4 protein-coding genes are annotated in these 3,506 nt (G+C 65.3%); all 4 read left to right on the top strand.

The features are described from left to right. Positions 1 to 779 (top strand): extracellular solute-binding protein (locus RMP09_RS19515; RefSeq protein ID WP_310567630.1); only part of this gene is annotated, 779 nt, incomplete at its 5' end. Positions 780 to 931: 152 nt separating this feature from the next. Further along, on the top strand, positions 932 to 1,792 hold the full coding sequence (locus tag RMP09_RS19510) for a sugar ABC transporter permease (protein WP_310567629.1): 861 nt from the start codon (positions 932 to 934) through the stop codon (positions 1,790 to 1,792). 9 nt (positions 1,793 to 1,801) lie between these two features. Continuing rightward, positions 1,802 to 2,632 (top strand): carbohydrate ABC transporter permease, encoded by an 831-nt coding sequence (locus RMP09_RS19505; RefSeq protein ID WP_310567628.1) that lies wholly within the window; start codon positions 1,802 to 1,804, stop codon positions 2,630 to 2,632. A 141-nt stretch (positions 2,633 to 2,773) separates the two neighbouring features. Continuing rightward, positions 2,774 to 3,506: ABC transporter ATP-binding protein (locus RMP09_RS19500; protein ID WP_310567627.1), on the top strand; the 733-nt coding region annotated here is incomplete at its 3' end.

Here is a 3,506-nt window from a genome sequence, read left to right as displayed (position 1 = left end):
GCATCTGCCTGCGCGGCAAGCCGGGCTGGGGCGACAACATGGCCTTCCTGTCCACCCTGGTCAACACCTTCGGCGGCCAGTGGTTCGACATGCAGTGGAAGCCGCAGCTGGAATCCAAGCCCTGGAAAGATGCGATCACCTTCTACGTCGACCTGCTGAAGAACTACGGCCCGCCCGGCTCGTCGGCCAACAGCTTCAACGAAATCCTGGCGCTGACCAACTCGGGCAAGTGCGGCATGTGGATCGACGCCACCATCGCCGCCTCGTTCGTGAGCGATCCCAAGCAGTCCAAGGTGGCCGACAAGATGGCCTTCGCCCAGGCACCGACGCAAGCCACGCCCAAGGGCGCGAACTGGCTGTGGTCCTGGAACCTGGCGATCCCCGCCGGTTCGAAGAAAGTGGACGCCGCGCAGAAGTTCGTGAGCTGGGCCACCAGCAAGGACTACATCCAGCTGGTCGCCAAGACCAACGGCTGGGCCAACGTGCCCACCGGCACCCGCAAGAGCACCTACGCCAGCGCCGACTTCCAGAAGGCCGCCCGCTTCGCCTCGGCTGAGCTCAAAGCCATCGAATCGGCCAACCCGAACGACAGCACGCTGCCCAAGAGCCCGTACACCGGTGTGCAGTTCGCGGCCATCCCGGAGTTCCAGTCCATCGGCATCGCCGTGGGTCAGCAGATGAGCGCCGCGCTCGCCGGCAAGACCTCGATCGACGCCGCCCTGAAGGCCGGCCAGGTGGCCGCCGAACGCGAAATGAAGAAGGCCGGCTACTACAAGTAAGTCGCCGAGCGCGAGGGCTCTCACGCCCTCTCCCGCCCGCGGGAGAGGGTTGGGGTGAGGGTCTTCGCGCCACGCCACTCTCCCCCGGCCCCCTCCCGCGTGCGGGAGGGGGAGCCTGAACCTCCGGCCTCCGTCGCCTCCAGGGACTCCCCATGAACCGCCTCATCCCGCGCCTGTTGCTGACGCCCGCGGTGGCCACGCTCTTCCTCTGGATGATCGTGCCGCTGGTGATGACGATCTACTTCTCCCTCATCCGCTACAACCTGTTGCAGCCGGATGTGACCGGGTTCGCCGGTCTGGAGAACTTCGAATACTTCGTCACCGATCCGTCGTTCACGACCTCGGTGATCAACACCATCCTGCTGCTGGGCAGCGTGATCCTCATCACCGTGCTGTTCGGTGTGCTGATCGCCCTGCTGATCAACGAGCCCTTCGCCGGCCGCGGCCTGGTCCGGGTGCTGCTGATCTCGCCTTTCTTCGTCATGCCCACGGTCAACGCGCTGCTGTGGAAGAACATGATGATGAACCCCATCTACGGCGTGCTGGCGCAGGTCTGGGCCTTCTTCGGCGCCACCCCCATCGACTGGCTGACCGACCTGCCCCTGTTCTCGGTGATCGTCATGGTGAGCTGGCAGTGGCTGCCCTTTGCCACGCTGATTTTCATGACCGCGCTGCAGAGCATGGACCGCGAGCAGCTCGAAGCCGCGCGCATGGACGGCGCCACCTACGGCCAGCAGCTGCGTTACCTCTACATCCCGCACCTGGGCCGTTCGGTCGCCGTGGTCGTGATGATCGAGATGATCTTTCTGCTCAGCGTGTTCGCCGAGATCTACACCACCACCGGTGGCGGCCCGGGCGACGCCAGCACCAACGTGGCCTTCCTGATCTTCAAGCAGGCGCTGCTGAACTTCGACGCCGGCGTGGCCTCGGCCGGGGCGCTGTTCGCCGTCGTGCTCGCCAACATCGCCGCGATCTTCCTGATCCGCATGGTCGGAAAAAACTTGGACAAGTGAGATCACACCATGGCACGTCAATCCACCTTCACCCCCGCCTACGCGGTGCGCACCGTGGCCGCCTGGGCCGTGGCCCTGCTGCTGTTCTTCCCGCTGGGCTGGCTGCTGCTGACCGCGTTCAAGACCGAGCTGCAGGCCATCGCGGTCCCGCCCGAGCTGTTCTTCTCGCCCACGCTGGAGAACTTCCACGAGGTCCAGGAACGCAGCGACTACCTGCACTACGCCTGGAACTCGGTGGTCACCAGCGTGGTGTCCACCCTGCTGGGCCTGGCCATTGCCGCGCCCGCCGCCTACGCCATGGCCTTCCACAAAGGCAAGCGCGACAAGGACATCCTGATGTGGATGCTGTCCACCAAGATGATGCCCGCCGTTGGCGCGCTGGTGCCGATCTACGTGATGGCGCAGAAGACGCAGCTGCTGGACACCCAGCTCGGCCTGATCATCGTCTTCACGCTGTCCAACCTGCCCATCATGGTCTGGATGCTGTACTCGTCCTTCAAGGAGATCCCGAACGAGATCCTGGAGGCCGCGCGCATGGACGGCGCCACGCTCTGGCAGGAGGCCGTGAAAGTGCTGCTGCCGCTGGGCATGGGCGGCCTGGCGTCCACCGGCCTGCTGTGCCTGGTGCTGAGCTGGAACGAGGCCTTCTGGTCGCTCAACCTCAGCTCGGCCAAGGCCGGCACCCTGGCCACCCTGATCGCCAGCTACTCCAGCCCCGAAGGCCTGTTCTGGGCCAAGCTGTCCGCCGCCTCGCTGATGGCGATCGCACCCATCGTCGTGTTCGGCTGGTTCAGCCAGAAGCAGCTGGTGCAAGGCCTGACCTTCGGCGCCGTGAAATGAGCCCCCCCCGCGTCGCCTTCGGCGCCACCCCCCACTGGGGGGCAACGCTGGCGGCCCGGCAAAGCCGGTTCCGCGGCGTTCTGGCAATGGGCTCCCATTCTTCCTCGCACATGCACTTTCAAAACATTGAGGGCAACTGACATGGCCTACCTGCAACTCCAGGGCATCGAAAAGTTCTTCGGCGAAAACCGCGCCATCAAAGGCATCGACCTGTCCATCAACCCGGGCGAGTTCATCGTCTTCGTCGGGCCTTCGGGCTGCGGCAAGTCCACGCTGCTGCGCCTGATCGCCGGCCTTGAACACATCGACGGCGGCCAGCTCACGCTGGACGGCAAGGACATCACGCACCTGCCCTCGTCCAAGCGCGACCTGGCCATGGTGTTCCAGAGCTACGCGCTGTACCCGCACATGAGCGTGTACGAAAACATGAGCTTCGCGCTCAAGCTGGCCAAGGTGGACCCCAAGATCGTCGAGGACAAGGTGCAGAACGCCGCGCGCATCCTGAACCTCACGCAGTACCTGCAACGCACACCCAAGGAACTCTCGGGCGGCCAGCGCCAGCGCGTCGCCATCGGCCGCGCCATCGTGCGCTCGCCCAAGGTCTTCCTGTTCGACGAGCCGCTGTCCAACCTCGACGCGGCCCTGCGCGGCCAGACCCGGGTCGAGATCGCCAAGCTGCACCGCGACCTGGGCGCCACCACCATCTACGTGACGCACGACCAGGTCGAGGCCATGACCCTGGCCGACCGCGTGGTGGTGCTGCGCGACGGCATCATCGAGCAGGTCGGCACGCCGCTGGAGCTGTACGACAAGCCAGCGAACCAGTTCGTGGCCCAGTTCATCGGCACGCCGCAGATGAACGTGCTGCCGCTGC

The sequence above is a fragment of the Hydrogenophaga sp. genome, from assembly GCF_031426985.1.
Lineage (GTDB): Bacteria > Pseudomonadota > Gammaproteobacteria > Burkholderiales > Burkholderiaceae_C > Hydrogenophaga.
Note: the sequence above shows the minus strand (reverse complement) of the source record. Positions and strands in the feature narration are given on the sequence as shown.

Coding starts and splice junctions, on each gene's coding strand:
- RMP09_RS19510 (WP_310567629.1), top strand. CDS start 932: ATGAACCGCCTCATCCCGCGCCTGTTGCTGACGCCCGCGGTGGCCACG.
- RMP09_RS19505 (WP_310567628.1), top strand. CDS start 1,802: ATGGCACGTCAATCCACCTTCACCCCCGCCTACGCGGTGCGCACCGTG.